The 15709-nt window shown below is 41.9% G+C and carries 16 protein-coding genes and 2 tRNA genes; 6 read left to right on the top strand and 12 right to left on the bottom strand.

Annotation, left to right across the window (positions count from 1 at the left end):
• Positions 1-9 precede the first annotated feature (9 nt).
• From FV185_RS00990 to FV185_RS09505, 3 genes are read left to right on the top strand one after another with little or no spacing between them, the layout of a single operon-like run.
• Positions 10-279: a FeoA family protein gene (locus FV185_RS00990; protein WP_067492703.1), complete on the top strand. Its 270-nt coding sequence runs from the start codon at positions 10-12 to the stop codon at positions 277-279.
• Positions 276-2141 (top strand): ferrous iron transporter B, encoded by a 1866-nt coding sequence (gene feoB, locus FV185_RS00985; protein WP_067492702.1) that lies wholly within the window; start codon positions 276-278, stop codon positions 2139-2141. The genes FV185_RS00990 and feoB overlap by 4 nt, the downstream gene beginning before the upstream one ends.
• A 1-nt stretch (position 2142) precedes the next feature.
• The gene (locus FV185_RS09505) at positions 2143-2292 is read left to right on the top strand and encodes a hypothetical protein (protein ID WP_156474141.1); all 150 of its coding nucleotides are present in this window, start codon (positions 2143-2145) and stop codon (positions 2290-2292) included.
• Between the two features lie 18 nt (positions 2293-2310).
• Here the strand turns inward: FV185_RS09505 and FV185_RS09630 are convergent, their stop codons facing one another.
• The gene (locus FV185_RS09630; RefSeq protein ID WP_197457698.1) at positions 2311-2460 is read right to left on the bottom strand and encodes a hypothetical protein; all 150 of its coding nucleotides are present in this window, start codon (positions 2458-2460) and stop codon (positions 2311-2313) included.
• A 445-nt stretch (positions 2461-2905) separates the two neighbouring features.
• Here FV185_RS09630 and FV185_RS00980 point away from each other — a divergent pair, with 445 nt between their 5' ends.
• Positions 2906-3307: a type II toxin-antitoxin system RelE/ParE family toxin gene (locus FV185_RS00980; protein WP_067492700.1), complete on the top strand. Its 402-nt coding sequence runs from the start codon at positions 2906-2908 to the stop codon at positions 3305-3307.
• Between the two features lie 106 nt (positions 3308-3413).
• On the opposite strand, the gene glmS is transcribed toward FV185_RS00980, so the two are convergent.
• From glmS to FV185_RS00925, 11 genes are all read right to left on the bottom strand, one after another.
• Entirely contained in the window at positions 3414-5243 is a 1830-nt protein-coding gene (gene glmS / locus FV185_RS00975) for a glutamine--fructose-6-phosphate transaminase (isomerizing) (protein WP_067492699.1), read from the bottom strand.
• A 190-nt stretch (positions 5244-5433) separates the two neighbouring features.
• Positions 5434-6945 carry an alkyl hydroperoxide reductase subunit F gene (ahpF, locus tag FV185_RS00970; RefSeq protein ID WP_067492698.1) on the bottom strand — a complete coding sequence of 504 codons (1512 nt, stop codon included), beginning with the start codon at positions 6943-6945 and terminating at the stop codon, positions 5434-5436.
• An 11-nt stretch (positions 6946-6956) separates the two neighbouring features.
• Entirely contained in the window at positions 6957-7520 is a 564-nt protein-coding gene (ahpC, locus tag FV185_RS00965) for an alkyl hydroperoxide reductase subunit C (RefSeq protein WP_067492697.1), read from the bottom strand.
• A 185-nt stretch (positions 7521-7705) separates the two neighbouring features.
• Entirely contained in the window at positions 7706-8179 is a 474-nt protein-coding gene (locus tag FV185_RS00960) for an RNA pyrophosphohydrolase (RefSeq protein ID WP_067492696.1), read from the bottom strand.
• Positions 8180-8225: 46 nt separating this feature from the next.
• A complete protein-coding gene (queE, locus tag FV185_RS00955; RefSeq protein ID WP_067492694.1) occupies positions 8226-8861 on the bottom strand; it encodes a 7-carboxy-7-deazaguanine synthase in 636 nt (211 codons plus the stop codon).
• A 1-nt stretch (position 8862) separates the two neighbouring features.
• Complete coding sequence (locus tag FV185_RS00950) at positions 8863-9858, bottom strand: 6-pyruvoyl trahydropterin synthase family protein (protein WP_067492692.1); 996 nt, start codon at positions 9856-9858, stop codon at positions 8863-8865.
• A 9-nt stretch (positions 9859-9867) separates the two neighbouring features.
• Positions 9868-10554 carry a 7-cyano-7-deazaguanine synthase QueC gene (queC, locus tag FV185_RS00945; protein WP_067492690.1) on the bottom strand — a complete coding sequence of 229 codons (687 nt, stop codon included), beginning with the start codon at positions 10552-10554 and terminating at the stop codon, positions 9868-9870.
• Complete coding sequence (locus tag FV185_RS00940; protein ID WP_067492688.1) at positions 10555-11160, bottom strand: rhomboid family intramembrane serine protease; 606 nt, start codon at positions 11158-11160, stop codon at positions 10555-10557.
• Between the two features lie 14 nt (positions 11161-11174).
• A complete protein-coding gene (locus FV185_RS00935) occupies positions 11175-11906 on the bottom strand; it encodes a tetratricopeptide repeat protein (protein WP_067492686.1) in 732 nt (243 codons plus the stop codon).
• Between the two features lie 188 nt (positions 11907-12094).
• Positions 12095-12171: transfer RNA gene (locus FV185_RS00930), tRNA-Arg, on the bottom strand.
• A 103-nt stretch (positions 12172-12274) separates the two neighbouring features.
• Complete coding sequence (locus FV185_RS00925) at positions 12275-13189, bottom strand: radical SAM protein (protein ID WP_197457697.1); 915 nt, start codon at positions 13187-13189, stop codon at positions 12275-12277.
• Positions 13190-14095: 906 nt separating this feature from the next.
• Here FV185_RS00925 and FV185_RS00920 point away from each other — a divergent pair.
• Both FV185_RS00920 and FV185_RS00915 read left to right on the top strand, forming a co-directional pair.
• Positions 14096-15331 (top strand): aspartate kinase, encoded by a 1236-nt coding sequence (locus FV185_RS00920; protein ID WP_067492682.1) that lies wholly within the window; start codon positions 14096-14098, stop codon positions 15329-15331.
• 38 nt (positions 15332-15369) lie between these two features.
• Positions 15370-15462, top strand: a tRNA-Ser gene (locus FV185_RS00915).
• The last annotated feature ends 247 nt before the right edge of the window (positions 15463-15709 follow it).

Below are 15709 nucleotides of genomic sequence, written 5' to 3'. Positions count from 1 at the left end.
GATAGAGTCATGGATACTATTTATCGTGCAAATCAACTTAAAATCGGTGAAACTGCCATCATTAGCGAAGTCAGTCTTGATGATGTGACAGATTCTCGCCTGGGACAGGATTGTATTCGACGCTTATTAGAGTTGGGATTTATCCCTGGAGAAAAACTAAAAGTAGTACGCAAGGGTTTCCCGCAAGGGGATCCTATTGCCTTTCGTATTGGCACCTCAACGTTTGCTTTACGTGCTAAAGAGGCGCAAACCATTAAAATAAGACGCTCCACCCCATGAAAACGTCCTATATTGCCGCACTCGTCGGCGCCCCAAACTGCGGTAAAACCGCCCTGTTTAATCGCCTAACAGGGAGTCGGCAGAAAGTCGCTAATTACGCTGGGGTAACCGTTGAAAAAAAAGAAGGGGATTTAAATTGTCCTTCTGGTCAGAAAGTACATGTTATTGATCTACCCGGTACCTACAGCCTTACCCCTACCTCACTCGATGAGTCCATTACTCGCCGTGTGGTCATGGGACAGCTTAAAGATGAAGTGGCACCGGATTTATTGGTTTGTGTCGTTGATAGCACCAACTTGCGACTACATTTACGCTTGGTGTTAGAGCTCACGCGATTAAAAAAACCCATGGTGTTAGTGTTAAACATGATGGATGTAGCCAAAAGCCAAGGGTTAATCATTGACGTGGACAAGCTCTCCCAAGAACTGGAAATTCCCGTCGTCTCCTGCGTCGCGGTCAATAATGAAGGAGCACAAGAGCTCGTTGATTTTCTTGACCATTGCAACATTGCTGACAATCAAAGCTCAGTATTACCTTGGAAAGATCCGACCCCTAATGAACTCCAGGAGATGCAACAACGAGTAAGAGAAATTATTCGTTTAAGTTGTGATGAGTCAGCAAGAAAAGAAGGGCTAAATGAAAAACTAGATAATATTGTCATGCATCCTGTATGGGGTATGATTATCTTAGCTTGTGTCTTGTTTTTCACTTTTCAGGCTGTCTTCAGTTGGGCTAATTTACCGATGGACGCCATCAAAAGCGCCATAGATTGGCTGAGTAATTTAATTAATCATTGGCTACCCCAAGGATTATTAAGAAGTTTACTGGTTGATGGAATCATTTCTGGAGCTGGAAGCGTTTTACAGTTCTTGCCACAAATTCTCATATTATTTACTTTTATTTTAGCGTTAGAAGATTCAGGTTATCTTCCTCGAGCAGCGTTTTTACTTGATCGCATAATGGGGAGTGTGGGGCTATCAGGGCGATCATTTATTCCCCTGCTGTCAAGTTTTGCCTGTGCCATACCAGGGATTATGGCAACACGTACCATTCAAAACCCACGTGACCGCCTAACAACAATACTGATTGCACCATTAATGACCTGTTCCGCGAGACTACCTGTGTATGGCTTATTAATCGCTGCGTTTATTCCTAATCGATCTGTTGGGGGACTATTTAATCTGCAGGGTTTGGTGTTATTTTCCCTCTACATGGGCGGCATTCTCTCTGCCATGATTGTAGCCTTTGTCCTTAAAAAAACTATCGGACGCCGTCACTACCAACCGCTGATGATGGAACTACCTTCATATCGTCTACCGCATATGCGTAACCTACTAATGGGGTTACTTGAACGCGCTGAAATATTCACCTCTCGAGTTGGGAAAATCATCTTACCGATGATGGTAATTCTCTGGTTCTTAAGCTCCTATCCTATCGCTCCAGCTCACAGTACCGAGCCTGCGATCACTTATAGCTTTGCTGGTAGTTTAGGGAAATTTCTAGAACATATCTTTGCGCCAATTGGTTTTAATTGGCAAATTTGTTTGGCACTTGTTCCTGGACTTGCAGCTCGTGAAGTAGCAGTTGGGGCTTTAGGGACTGTCTACGCCCTAGCCAGCGAGGGTGGCGAGGTAAATACCTCAGCTCTCGCCCCCTTGTTGCATCATTCATGGGGACTAGCCACGGCTTTGTCTTTACTCGTATGGTATATTTTTGCCCCGCAATGTGTTGCTACATTAGGTGCCGTGAAGCGAGAAACTAACTCGTGGCGTATTCCATCAATTATGCTAACTTATCTGTTTTTATTGGGTTATTTAGCCTCTTTTGTAACTTATCAGCTTACGTTGAATTTCGGGGGGTAATATGTGGGATACCTATATTGCAATAGCTATTGTTGTGGTGGCGGCAGTGTATTTAGTAAAACAATGGACAGGTAACCGTTCCTGTCACGAGTCATCAACCTGCAATAACTGTCAATCCACTAACCACGAGAGTGAGCATCATTGCTCATAACTGGTAGCGGTTTTATCTCTACCAGTGATGAATGATACTCGCCACAATCAAAATATTAGTGAGTACATAAACTAATACAATGGTACTTCTAATTAAGGCGATTTTATCAGCCTCACGATTGTCCCCACCTGATTTTTCACCTAGAGCTTTCGCCCATAATCTCCACATGAATCACCCTTTGAATATTAAAACTTCAAAATAAAAGATAGTTACTATACCGTAACGGAATAGGTTGACAAGGGGGTAAGTTAAACCTGACTATCTTTCCATTCACCCTATTATTAATTGCTTTGTAAGGCTCGGACATATGGAGCTCAGGCTTTGTTCACACTAGAATACTCTCCATTTGACTGCCGGTCAGCCCATAGGCGCCTTTGCTTGCGTACTTTTAATTGAAACAATACGGACTGCTTTTCCACTTGAACTTGATCAAGTTATCAAGGAACCTTGAGTAAGCTTATTGAATCCGCTTTCAAATAGTATTTCACCTAAGATACGCTCGGTATAGCGCTCAACTGTATCCGTTTATTCCGATTTACCCAAAAATCCAAGGATTTTGATTTTAAATTTATTCCTACTTAACGTTATTAATGTGATTCGGTAATATTTTTCCATGGCCATTCTTTCTTTTCGTGACCCTGAGACTGAGACTCTTTACCTGGGTACAAGAGCTGCTCGCTGGGTCAACATAGAACGCGTGGCTCTCAGAAAACTCACCCAACTAGCCATTTCTAGTCGACTTGAGAATTTGCGAGTCCCACCCGGGAATCGATTAGAAACGCTCTCAGGCGATCGACAGGGGCAACCCAGCATCCACATTAACGATATCGTGGCCGGCAAGCGAGCGGTAACCGCCGAGACTGACTTGCTTCTTTGTCGTTACTTTGGTGTGAGCGATGGCTGGTGGCTTTTACTGCAAGCGCATTACGACACTCATATCGCGCGTCGCGAGTTGGGTAAACAGCTGCAGAAAGTTCATCGTTACAAACTCTTATCAGAAACTGTTGCGCTGTGATCAACCAGTTATTTCGAGCTAAGGATTATTGCTTTCCCTTAACTACTTTGAATTCCCTTAGTTTTATTCGGTTGTCACAACACTAGATTGTTGTGCCTCACCCAACTCACTCGACGGTAACACTCTTAGCTAAGTTACGTGGTTTATCAACATCTGTACCACGCTGACACGCGACGTGATAGGCCAATAACTGTAAGGGTACCACATGCATGATTGGACTTAAAATCCCTTCATGATCCGGCATACGAATCACATGAATCCCCTCTTCTGCTTTGAAATGGGAATCATTGTCTGCAATCACGTACAATACTCCGCCACGCGCCTTAACTTCTTGCAAATTCGATTTAAGTTTTTCCAATAAATTGTCGTTAGGAGCAACAGCAATAACAGGCATGCGCTCATCCACTAAAGCCAGAGGACCGTGTTTTAATTCACCGGCGGGATAGGCTTCAGCATGAATGTAAGAAATCTCTTTAAGCTTTAATGATCCTTCCAGGGCAATGGGGTAGTGAATACCTCTACCCAAAAAAAGTACGTGGTCTTTTTGGGCAAAGCGATCAGCCCATAGCGTTAGTTGCGGCTCTAAATTCAAAACATGTTGAATCTTGTTGGGTAAACGTCTTAGTGCATCAAGATACTCATTTTCCTTGTCGCTAGATAAGCGAGATTGGCACTTAGCAATCACCACAGATAAGGAGAATAATGCCACTAATTGAGTCGTAAAGGCTTTGGTTGAGGCAACGCCAATTTCCATTCCTGCACGGGTTAAGAAAGAGAATTGAGACTGTCTAACTAAAGCACTTTCAGGCACATTACAAATGGTTAAAGTATGATGATGACCTAATGCTTTAGCGTGTTTAAGAGCAGCTTGGGTATCCGCCGTTTCACCAGATTGTGAAATAGTTATTACTAAAAAATCAGGCTGCGGAACAGAAATACGATAACGGTATTCACTGGCTACCTCAACAATACAAGGTAAGTGAGTAATCTGTTCAAACCAATAACGTGCCACAAGACCTGCATGATAACTTGTGCCACAGGCAAGTATCATCACCCCTTTGATGTGTGAGAATACTTCATTGGCCCTCTCTCCAAAAAGATCGGGAGTAAAGCCTACCCCCACTATTTTTTCTACGGTATCGGTAATGGCGCGTGGCTGTTCTGCAATCTCCTTTTGCATATAATGCTGATAAGGCCCCAACTCAACGTTATCAGGTGAGAGCTCACTAATGTGCATGACGCGCTCAACTTCACTGCCCTGTCTGTCTGTTATGTGATAACCATTAAGTGTTAATTCAACGACATCCCCTTCTTCAAGATAGAGCATCTTTTGAGTCACGCTGATTAACGCCGATGCATCAGATGCCAAATAATAACCCTCCTCACCAATACCAATTAAAAGAGGGCTACCAAGGCGTGCGGCAATGAGTTGCTCTGGTTGATCTTCCACCATTACAGCAATGGCATAAGCGCCTTGAAGACGAGCGAGTGCCTCTCTAACTGCTAAATTCAACTGATGATGTTGGCGATAAAAGGAATGAATCAGGTGAGCGATAACTTCTGTGTCAGTTTCAGAGGTAAACACATAACCCATTTCCTGCAATTGATGGCGTAATGCTTCGTAATTTTCGATAATACCATTATGAACTACTGCCAAACCATCTAGACTTATATGTGGATGGGCGTTGCGTTCTGAGGGTACTCCATGGGTTGCCCAGCGGGTATGAGCAATACCAATTGATCCAGTAATATGATGCTTAACTACTTCCTCTTCAAGTTGTTTAACGCGACCCGTGCTTCTCACTCGCCCTAATTGCTTGTTATGAATGACCGCTAGACCTGCTGAATCATAACCACGATATTCTAGTTTTTTTAATCCTTCCACTAAAATTGGAACAATATTCTGACGACTGATGGCCCCTACAATACCGCACATGACATGAACCCTACATGAAGAGATAAAAAAGGTATTATCTATCAATTTTATCAAAAAGGGTTATCGTTTACGCTAAATGAAGAGCAGAAATATAGAAAACAACAAACAATACTGTTAAAAAACAGATTTAAAAATCAAAAAGCCTATTTATTAAATAGGCTTTTAGTGACTTGTTATTTGGTTAATTGACTCAATGACGAATTAAATAATCAAAAGCTCCTAACGCTGCAGTAGCACCAGAACCAATACTAATAACAATTTGTTTGTAAGGAGTATTAGTACAATCACCTGCTGCAAAAACACCCGGTACATTAGTTTGGTTATGTCCATCAACAACAATTTCACCAAAACGGGTACGTTCAACATTGTCTGCTAACCAATCCGTATTGGGAACAAGACCAATTTGTATAAATACCCCTTCCAAAGCAATATGTTTTTCAAGACCTGTATCGCGTTCAATGTAACTCATACCGTTAACTTTGGTATCACCGGTAATTTCTTTGGTCTGTACATTTTTTAAAACAGTTACATTCGCTAAACTATGTAAGCGTTTTTGTAATACATCATCCGCTTTTAAGTCCGGCATGAATTCAAGAAGAGTAACGTGCCCAACAATACCTGCTAAGTCGATAGCAGCCTCAACGCCACTGTTACCTCCTCCAACCACTGCGACATGTTTACCTTTAAATAACGGACCATCGCAATGAGGGCAATAGGCAACCCCTTTATTTTTAAATTCAGCCTCGCCTGGGATACCGAGATTCTTCCAACGTGCTCCTGTTGCGATGATGACAGTTTTACTTTTAACCGTCGCCCCACTCTCAAGGTCCACTTCAATTAACTCATTGCGACGAAGGCTTTTGGCACGCTGAAGATTCATAATCTCTACGGGATAGTGTTTAACGTGTTCCTCAAAGTTGGCTACTAATTTTGGTCCTTCAGTGTAAGGAGTACCAATTAGATTTTCGATACCCATGGTATCCATAACTTGGCCACCAAATCGTTCAGCCACTAACCCTGTTTTAATACCTTTGCGGGTTGCATATATTGCAGCGCTCGCTCCTGCCGGACCGCCGCCAATAACCAGCACATCAAACTCTTTACCGTTAATGTCACTGACATCAGCTTGACTACCCATTTTAGCTAAGATTTCTTCAATACTTTGTCTACCGCTGGCAAACATTTCACCATTTAACAATACAGCGGGGACGGCCATAATATTTTGGCTTTCAACTTCTTCTTTGAATACAGCACCATCAACCATGGTGTGTGAAATATTGGGGTTCAATATACTCATTGTATTGAGTGCTTGAACAACGTCAGGACAGTTGTGACAGGATAAACTAATATAAGTCACAAATTGGAAATGTCCTCGAACATCTTTAATTTGATCAACTACCTTGTCATCAATTTTTGGCTTTCTTCCACTTACCTGTAGTAGTGCTAAAACAAAGCTAGTAAATTCATGACCTAAAGGTATGCCAGCAAAAGTGATGCGCTCTCCCACCTGAAAACTAGGTGTTCTAGGTAGTGTCGCCGTCTCAATACGAATGAGTGAAGCCATGCTTGATACCTCTTGCAATAGCTCCACCATTTCGAGTGAGGTGGCATCAGTGCCTGCACTAACCTTGATAACAACCTCACCTTCTAATAATTGGAGGTACTGTTGTAATTGTTCTTTAATGCCTGCTTCTAATGCCATTTTCTTACTCCTTAGATTTTTCCAACTAGATCAAGACTTGGGGTAATGGTTTTTGATCCTTCTTTCCATTTAGCTGGGCATACTTCACCTGGGTGAGCTGCCGTGTATTGTGCTGCTTTGAGTTTTCTCAATGTTTCTGATACGTCACGAGCAATTTCATTGCTGTGAACTTCTGCGGTTTTAACAATCCCTTCAGGATTAATAATGAATGTACCGCGTAAAGCCAAGCCTTCTTCATCAATATGCACATCAAAACCACGGCTTAGAGTATGGGTAGGATCACCAACTAATGGGAATTTTGCTTTACCTACCGCAGGGCTAGTTTCGTGCCATACTTTGTGTGAAAAATGTGTGTCAGTAGTCACGATGTACACTTCTGCACCAAGTTTTTGGAATTCAGCGTAGCTATCAGCAGCGTCTTCTACTTCAGTAGGACAGTTAAAAGTGAATGCAGCAGGCATAAAAATGAATACATTCCATTTGCCTTTAATAGATTCATTGGTTACGTCAATGAATTTACCATTAAGGTAAGCTTGTGTCTTGAACTCTGGTACTGGTTTATTGATGATTGACATATACATCTCCTTAACAACGAGTCATTAATCCAAACTACTCAACCAACTAATTGATAGTGATTGAAGCTGGGCTTTAGGGTTAACCGATTAAGTTTTAGAATTAGTCTAAACTCAAAACTAGTTTAAGCTTTCACTTTCTTTCTGTCAAGAAAAAAAGTCAAATAACACAATATGTTAACTATTTATTACAAGTTTAGAAAAACAGCCAATTCCGCCAGCGCTTTTTGATATACATCACGCTTAAACTCAATAACTGTTTCCAAAGGAATCCAATAGTCATGCCAACGCCAAGCGTCAAACTCCGGTTGTTCACTAGCACGCAACGAAACATCTGAATCTTTACCCGTCAGACGCAATAAAAACCAAATTTGTTTTTGTCCTTTATAATTACCACGACAATCACGTCTTACCCATTGTTCTGGAACGTTGTAGTGTAACCAGTTCTTGGTTCTTCCCAAGATAGCAACATGTTCTGGGCGTAACCCTACTTCCTCACCCAATTCTCTGTACATGGCTTGCTCTGGTGTTTCACCTTGCTTAATCCCACCCTGAGGAAATTGCCAAGAGTGCTCTCTAATACGTTTACCCCAGAAAACCTGATTGTTTGCATTACAAAGGATAATACCCACATTGGGCCGGTAGCCGTCCCGATCGATCATGGTCTTACCCTATATTAATTTATTAAACTAGTTATATTGTTCCACATTACGGAATTCCCATCAATTTATGTGTCTGAAGAGATAGTTGCCACTGTGGGTGAGACAAGCAATAGTTGATTGCCTGGCGTAGGTTATCTGCCTGCTGAGGGCCATCCATTGGTTGTATAAGAAAATGATCAAAGGCCAATTTCTCAAAGCGTTCCGGATCAACATGGTTTTGCGGAAAAACCAACTTCAACTCATGACCAACAGTTTGTTTGAGTATTTCTTGTCCTTTAGGACTGACACAAATCCAATCAATACCAGGTGGAGCAACAATGGTTCCATTTGTCTCAAGGGCAACTAAAAAGCCAATTTCATGCAAGGCATTAATTAATAACTCATCAACTTGTAATAAGGGTTCGCCACCAGTTAATACTACCCAAGCTTGACCAGGACGGCTCTCCCCCCAACAGCGTTGTATGGCTTGAGCCAGTAATTGAGCACTAGCAAAGCGTCCTCCACCCACCCCATCGGTACCGACAAAATCCGTATCACAAAAGTTACAACGCGCAATCTCCCGATCTTCCTCACGGCCAGACCATAAATTACATCCGGTAAAGCGACAAAATACTGCCACCCGCCCCATTTGGCGTCCTTCTCCTTGCAAGGTCAAAAAGATCTCTTTTACGGAATAAGTCATCTTACTCAACCCAAGTTGGTAATTCAGAATAATTGCGTCTTAATCCTTCGCTTGGTGTCTGCCATAAACTCACACGAGCGATTTTAGGTAAAAGTCCTAAGGTCTCTTTTTCTATAGCGTGTAGACAATCCTGAAGCTGGCCCTGACCAAATACATCCTGTAAAGGTTGATGATCTAATTGATTCATTAATGGTGAAAAGACTTTTTTCACATCACCAAAATCCTCTACCCACTGAAACACCTTATCCAGTGATGAGCTTAACCCTACTCTCAGCAAATACGTATGACCGACAATTTGTTGGCTATTAGGTAGACGGGTAGCACTATCAAATGAAAACTCTTTCCAAATATAAAAGTCTCGGCCATTAAATACCGATCCGGTAGACCGTGTTTCAAAAACAGTCACCTCAGTAATAGACAATCCACCCTGAGTAAATTGTTGCCAAATCCAATAAGCGATCATTTCACTGGTTGGATTAGTTAAGCCATTAATCTCGTTTAATACTTGATGGTGAAGTTGATTATGTAATTGTTGCCAATAGGCATAGACTTTTTCATATTGTTGTAGAGCGCAATGAATTAACACTTCAAAGCCATGTCCATGTAATCGGCCACATTTATGATCTTTACCTACTTGAGGAAGGAAATGAGCCGCTTCAAAACGTGAACGAAACCAAGTATTTTGTTGATACCCTGATACAAAAGTAATGCCGTAATGGGGTCCTGACCAAATCTGTAAACGCTTTATGTTCTCATGTCCTAGCTGCTTGATAAACCAAGTCATGAGAGATTCATTATTGGTATCAGTTAACTTATCATTTAAGTGGGTTAAATTAAGAGAAGTACATAATTGTGTTAACTGAGGCGACATACACTCATAACTAACACAATCAACTCTAAAGCTGTGGCCATGAAGTATGGGTTTAGCTCCTTCAGTCAAAGCACTATGACGAGCAGCCTCAAAACCCGCCGAACTTAAATATAATTCTTGCACCATAATATTAAGTTACCTGTTAACAACAGGATCATTCATATTGAGTTCAGCAAACCCTTTTTGACGCAAAATACACGCATCACATTGCCCGCAGGGTTGACCTTGAACTCCAGGATCATAACAACTTGTGGTTAAAGAATAATCCACTCCCAAAGACAGTCCTGTTTCTATAATTTGTTTTTTTGACATAGCAATCAAAGGAGCATGAATGGTGAGTCTAGTGCTCCCCTCCACGCCAGCTCGGGTAGCTAAATTCGCCATATTCTCGTAACTCTTAATGTATTCAGGTCGACAGTCCGGATAGCCACTGTAATCTAAAGCATTAACACCAATAAAAATATCTTGGGCACCCAACACCTCAGCCCAAGCGAGCGCAAAAGACAAGAAGATCGTGTTGCGAGCTGGCACATAAGTGACTGGTATACCTTCACCAATGTCTTCTACTGAACGATGCTTAGGAACAGGCTCATTGCTAGTTAACGCCGACCCGCCAATTTGCCTTAAATCAAACTGAACAATACTGTGTTGAGCCACAGAAAAATGCTGCGCAATGCGTTTAGCCGCCTCTAATTCCACTTTGTGGCGCTGCCCATAATCAAAACTCATGGCGTAAGGCGTATAGCCTTGATGCTTAGCGATAGCTAAAACGGTTGTTGAATCTAAACCACCACTTAATAATATTACTGCAGGTTTTTTCATTTATCTTCTACGCCAATATTTATAGAATAACCATGCCCCTAACATCCCACCTAAATGAGCGAAGTGAGCCACTCCTACTTGGGTACCTGCTATACCTTGAAAAAGCTCTAAACCGCCATAAAGTGTCGCAAAAAGCCACGCCGGCATGGGGATGGGAGGAATAAGTAGCATGACGGTTCGTCTAGGAAAACATAATGCATAAACCAGTAATAAACCAAACACTCCACCTGATGCGCCAATAGTGGGATAGGGTTCACCGCCCATCACTGAATAATAAATTAACTGTGATAATGCTGCGGTAATAATAGAAGCAAAATAAATTTTTAAAAAACGTTTTTCTCCTACCACTCTCTCCACGTCAGAGCCAAACATGTAAAGCCCTAGCATGTTTAAAAAAAGATGATTAACACCACCATGTAAAAATCCGTAGGTAATAATCTGCCAAGGTTCAAAGTGAGGATAACCCACGTAACCTGGTTGTGCCGTGACAGGCCATAATGCCATCCATTCCAAAGGAATTGAGGTGGTAGTGATTGTTTGCAGAAAAAATACAATGACATTAATAAAAATTAATGAGCGCGTCATGGTTGGAACAAAATCAAACATGGCTTTTCTGTTCCTTAATGTACGTATAGTAAATAATCGTTAATGGCTGTTCGTACGCCGACATGTTGCATACGCTCAGTTAATTTATCGGCCTGATTAATTTGATTTTGATCCATACGTTTAATTAACTCAGCTTTACATCGTTGGGCTTGCCCCACCCCCATCAGTACTGCTTTTTTGCATAAGGCAAAAGCAATAGTGTCATTTTTTTGCACACCAAAACCTTGCGCATAGTAAATACCAATATTTGCTGTAGCAAGACCATCACCTTTATCTGCGGCTTTTTCAAACCAAACATAAGCGTCACGATAACTTTGTGTCACGCCTTCTCCCTGAGCATACATCAACGCTAAATTATTTAAGGCATCTAAATTACCAAGTTCTGCGGCACGCTTGTAGTAATTAACTGCTTTAGGGCTATCTGACTTAACGCCAAATCCCTCGCTAAATAAAAAGCCAAGATTATTTAATGCAACAGGATTGTTTTGTTGTGCTGACTTGTTAAACCATAATAGGGCATCACTATACTCATGCTTTTCTCTAAAGTACGAACCTAACCAGTTTTGCGCAACCGCATCCCCAACATCAGCTGCACTTTTAAGTTGTTTTAATGCCTCAAGATCGCCTTTATATGCTTTAAACGCTAAAGACTGAGCTTGCTTATTTTCCATTGACCAAACATTGACTACTAAGAAAAATACCAAACAAAAAAAAGCAATAATTCTATTTGCATTTGGGTTAAACATCAGACCCCCTCCAAGTTTGTCGTTGATGCTATTGATAATTGAGCATATTTCATGATTAGCTATGATAATTCAGCACTTAGCCTTGTTCGACATATAAAAGCCATAGACATTCCATGCGCTCTTAAAACAACTTGCCGCCTAAAATGCAAAACGGGTTAGATTAACTATAACCTAACCCGCTGTAATTGTGGCGCGCCCGGCAGGATTCGAACCCACGACCCCTTGGTTCGTAGCCAAGTACTCTATCCAACTGAGCTACGGGCGCAAAGAACGTAATTCTAACACAGCATTAATAAAGCGTACAGAGGCACCATTTTGTCCTAATAAATATCTTTCATTTCACTAGTACCACAACTTTGATTAATCCACTAAGGAGTCACTTTTACAGCCAACCCTAATCTTTCAATACGTAGCGCCAATTGGTTAAGCCATTCTTCACTCAAACGCCCAATTCTTGGCGCATCTGGCTGATAGGAAGGACGCGCTAGGCTATATAACAATACTCCTTGTAAAGGAATAGATTGTCGAAGGGCGCGTTCTATTACAGATAACCAACTAGCCACCTCTTCCTCCCGTGGAGGAAGGTTGTCCCAACTAACCATACAAGTCTGAATCCATGTGGGGCATAAAGGAGCGACCTGGCCGAGACGGGTGATAATCAGTTCTGGATCAAGGTTAATTTTATTGATTCTTAAAATATCCTCTTTAGTCCCACGGTCACACTTAAACCAAATCTCTCCTAAACCGTGTTGAGCCATGGACTGAAAAGCGCGCTGAGTAGCCACTTGATGACTAAAACTACCATTGGTAATAACCACAATTTTAACTTTGTCAGTTAGCCCATAAAAAGCGAGTACTTCTTGAGCGATTGCTACTGCTTGAGGAAATAATTTGGCTGAAGTGGGTTCGCCATTACCTGAGAAAGCAATATCATTTAAGCGCCTTAAACCAGCATCAACAAAGCGTTCCATGAAGTCCCCATGGACAATTTGTTCAAACATGCTAAATAACTCTTTGCGCAATAAAACCAGATCCGTCAACGGTGCTTTTCCTCGTTTAAGATCAGGTACTTGGCAATACACACAGGCCCAATTACAAGCACTATTGGTATTCAAATTGATGCCAACTGATACCCCAGCCGAACGCCGTGACACCACAGGGTAAACATAAGTCATCCCTGTCACATCACGATTATGGTCTTCAAAAGTCAGGTGTTTCTCAGATTGAGGCATGATAAAGTCTATTTGTTTACTTAAATTACAAGCATTTCTACATTCTGCCACTCTATACCACTTAATCGCAAACCAACAACTAGAGGACTTGACATTATTCGCCAGAAGGTTACACGTAATGTAACTTTACAATGAGCACCACATACAACTTATCTCTGTTTTAAAAATCAAGGGCTGGGATCGCCAAGCATAATAGCCAAAGAGATGAACGTGCATCATGTGGCACAACCTTTTCACTGAATAACTTGACTCCAACTCCTTTGCGCATATATCTTTCACCGCGCTTCTTTAGCAAAATACGTAGTCGCTTTTTTAGGATATCTCGCTCCTCTGCCACTCGTTTTAACACTACCCTCAAGCGTTTGAGTTCTGCTTCTTGTTGATTGTGTGATGTGCGCTAAAGATGAGTTAGGCTGTCACAGTTAACCTACTCCGATAAAGTACTCTTTACTGTCCCCAGATACTTTGCTGTTTCTTCCTTAAATTCCTGAGTATATCGCTTACTACTTCGTCGACAAATGTCTTCAGTGTTTCTGGCAGGGAAATGTTCATAGTGGTCATGATCGAAGTCTATCTAGATTGGCAAAATTTGGCGAGAATTTTCCTTAAACACGTGCTGGTTAAGTCAGAATACGACCAATTCCATGATCCGGGTCAGCGCCGAGAGGGCCGTGTTTAGGTCGCAAGCAAAACCGCCTATCAACAATCTGGTAACACTCGTAGCGGTTTAACCCGCATCCACACCAGACTCTTTAGTTTCACTTCCAGACACTATATCCAGCGCATGGTCACGAGCATCCGCTTCACGGCTTGTGGGGGTGGGCGGCATTGGCCGGTACAGCCCGCTCAGAGTAAAAAATTAGATTTAGTACAGACCACCGTATCCTAATTGCAAACCATCAACAAGATCCACTGAATGATGTAAAATATAGGTTTTGTCTTGGGCATATCTTAATTATGGCATTAATAGTTCAAAAATATGGCGGTACCTCGGTTGCCAACCCTGAAAGAATAAAAAAAGTAGCAGAACGGGTAGCAAAGTTTGTCAAACAGGGCCATCAGATTGTTGTGGTAGTGTCCGCCATGAGCGGCGAAACTGACCGCTTAATAAAACTTGCCAAAGAAATCCAAAGCACACCTGATCCCCGCGAACTAGACGTTATGGTCTCCACAGGTGAGCAAGTTACTATTGGAATGACTGCTATGGCCTTAATGAGTATTGGCATTAAAGCCAAAAGCTATACCGGCACTCAAGTGAGAATATTAACCGACAATGCTCACACTAAAGCGCGTATTCTCGACATTGATGATACGAAGATCCGTGCTGACTTAAATGCAGGTTATGTAGTAGTTGTAGCAGGCTTCCAAGGTGTCACGGAGGATGGCAGCATTACCACACTAGGGCGCGGTGGTTCTGACACTACGGGTGTGGCCTTGGCTGCAGCACTCAAGGCAGATGAATGCCAAATCTATACAGATGTTGATGGTGTCTATACAACTGACCCACGTATCGTGCCTGAGGCACGACGCTTAGAAACAATCACCTTTGAAGAAATGCTGGAAATGGCTAGTTTGGGCTCAAAGGTATTGCAAATACGTTCTGTTGAATTCGCTGGAAAATATAAAGTTAAACTAAGAGTTCTATCAAGCTTTGAAGATAAAAATGATGGCACCTTGATCACTTTTGAGGAAAATAACACCATGGAACAACCCATAATCTCCGGTATCGCTTTTAATCGTGATGAGGCTAAACTTTCTCTACTGGGAGTACCAGACAAACCTGGCATCGCTCACTCTATTTTGTCTCCCGTTGGAGCAGCCAATGTTGATGTGGATATGATCATCCAGAATATTGGTGTGGATGGTTCCACTGATTTTTCTTTTACAGTGCACCGTAATGAGTATCAAAAAACATTAGATTTACTCAACAACTCTATCAAACCACAAACTGGCGCAAGAGAAGTTCGTGGGGATAACAAAATATGTAAGGTATCTTTAGTTGGTGTGGGTATGCGCTCCCACGCGGGAGTGGCGAGTTTAATGTTTAAAACTCTCTCAGAGGAAGGGATCAATATTCAGATGATTTCTACGTCAGAAATCAAAATATCTGTTGTTATTGATGAAAAATACATGGAATTAGCTGTTCGTGCTTTACACAAAGCATTTAATTTAGATAATTCAGCCTCTGCTTAAGTTGTAATTGTCTGGTAGAATATTGTTTCTGTTTTTTTGGAGAGATGGCCGAGTGGTCGAAGGCACTCCCCTGCTAAGGGAGCATGCGGTCAAAAACTGCATCGAGGGTTCGAATCCCTCTCTCTCCGCCAGTATAAAAGCCCCGCATCATGCGGGGCTTTTTACTTTCCAATCCTGACTTATGGCATTAACGGCGATCAAGAAAAACCATCTCAAACTCTTAATCTCAAAGTACTAACTAAGTAATTAGCTCGACGGTTGAATTAATCGCATCATCAAGATCATTGGACGTGCTGGGAAGGCTTTAAACCCATAATATTCATAAAACTGGCGAGCACGGTCTTAAGGGTATGGACAAGTATGCCTCGTACTCCCGCG

The sequence above is a fragment of the Ferrovum sp. PN-J185 genome, from assembly GCF_001581925.1.
GTDB lineage: Bacteria > Pseudomonadota > Gammaproteobacteria > Burkholderiales > Ferrovaceae > PN-J185.
This window is presented reverse-complemented; position numbering and strand designations above follow the sequence as displayed.